Genomic DNA, 1,310 nt, shown 5'->3' on the forward strand with positions numbered 1-1,310 from the left:
GCGACCCTCTGCCGATGGAGGTATAGTTGAGGCCAGCCTTTGCGGCTTCGTTTGGTTTGTAGACGTTGCGCAGGTCAACCAGGACGGGCTGGGCAAGGCTGTTCTTGATGCGGGTGAGGTCGAGGGCGCGGAACGCGTCCCATTCGGTGATGATGACCAGCGCATCGGCGCCGTCGGCGGCGGCATAGGCGTCGGCGGCATAATCGATGCCGCTGATCACCGCCTTGGATGCCTCGATGCCTTCGGGGTCATAGGCGCGGATATGCGCGCCCGCCTGCTGCAGCGCCTCGATGATCGCGATCGACGGCGCATCGCGCATGTCGTCGGTGTTGGGCTTGAACGTCAGGCCGAGCACCGCGATCGTCCGGCCCGCCACATCGCCGCCGGCTGCCTCGATCACCTTGTCCGCCATCGCCCGCTTGCGCGCATCGTTGACCGCGACCGTCGTCTCGATCAGCCGCACGGGCCGCTCGTAATCCTGCGCCGTCTTGACCAGCGCCAGCGTGTCCTTGGGAAAGCACGAGCCGCCATAGCCGGGCCCTGCGTGCAGGAACTTGCCCCCGATCCGCTTGTCCAGGCCGATGCCGCGCGACACGTCTTGCACGTCCGCGCCCACCGCCTCGCACAGGTCCGCAATCTCGTTGATGAAGGTGATCTTCATCGCCAGGAACGCATTCGCCGCATATTTGATCAGCTCGCTGGTCCGCCGGCGCGTGAACAGCAGCGGCGACTGATTGAGGAACAGCGGGCGATAGACCTCCTCCATCGGGCCGCGCGCTTCCTCCTCCTCGATCCCCACCACGATCCGGTCGGGCCGCTTGAAATCCTCGATCGCCGCGCCCTCGCGCAGGAACTCCGGGTTGGATGCAACCGCGAACTTCGCGCCCGGGTTCACCTCGCGGATGATCCGCTCCACCTCGTCGCCCGTGCCGACGGGCACCGTCGACTTGGTCACCACCACGGTAAAATGATCGCCCAGCGCCGCGCCGATCTCTCGCGCCGCGGCATAGACATAGCTCAGATCCGCATGGCCATCGCCCCGCCGCGTCGGCGTGCCGACCCCGATGAACACCACCGACGCCTCGCCAACCGGACCCGCCAGATCGGTCGTGAACGACAACCGCCCCGCCGCCACATTCTTCGCAACCAGCGTGTCCAGACCAGGCTCGAAAATCGGAATGCCGCCGGAACGCAGCAACTCTACCTTGCCCGCGTCCTTGTCCACGCACACCACGTCATGCCCGAAATCCGCAAAACACGCCCCGGACACCAACCCCACATAACCCGAACCTATCATCACCAGCTTCATG

Annotated in this window: 1 protein-coding gene; it reads right to left on the bottom strand. The window is 65.6% G+C overall.

From position 1 onward, the window contains the following. Positions 1-1,309: UDP-glucose/GDP-mannose dehydrogenase family protein (locus NYR55_RS14895; RefSeq protein ID WP_260022409.1), on the bottom strand; the 1,309-nt coding region annotated here is incomplete at its 3' end. Position 1,310 lies beyond the last annotated feature (1 nt).

Source organism: Sphingomonas sp. BGYR3 (genome assembly GCF_025153455.1).
Taxonomy (GTDB): domain Bacteria; phylum Pseudomonadota; class Alphaproteobacteria; order Sphingomonadales; family Sphingomonadaceae; genus Sphingomonas.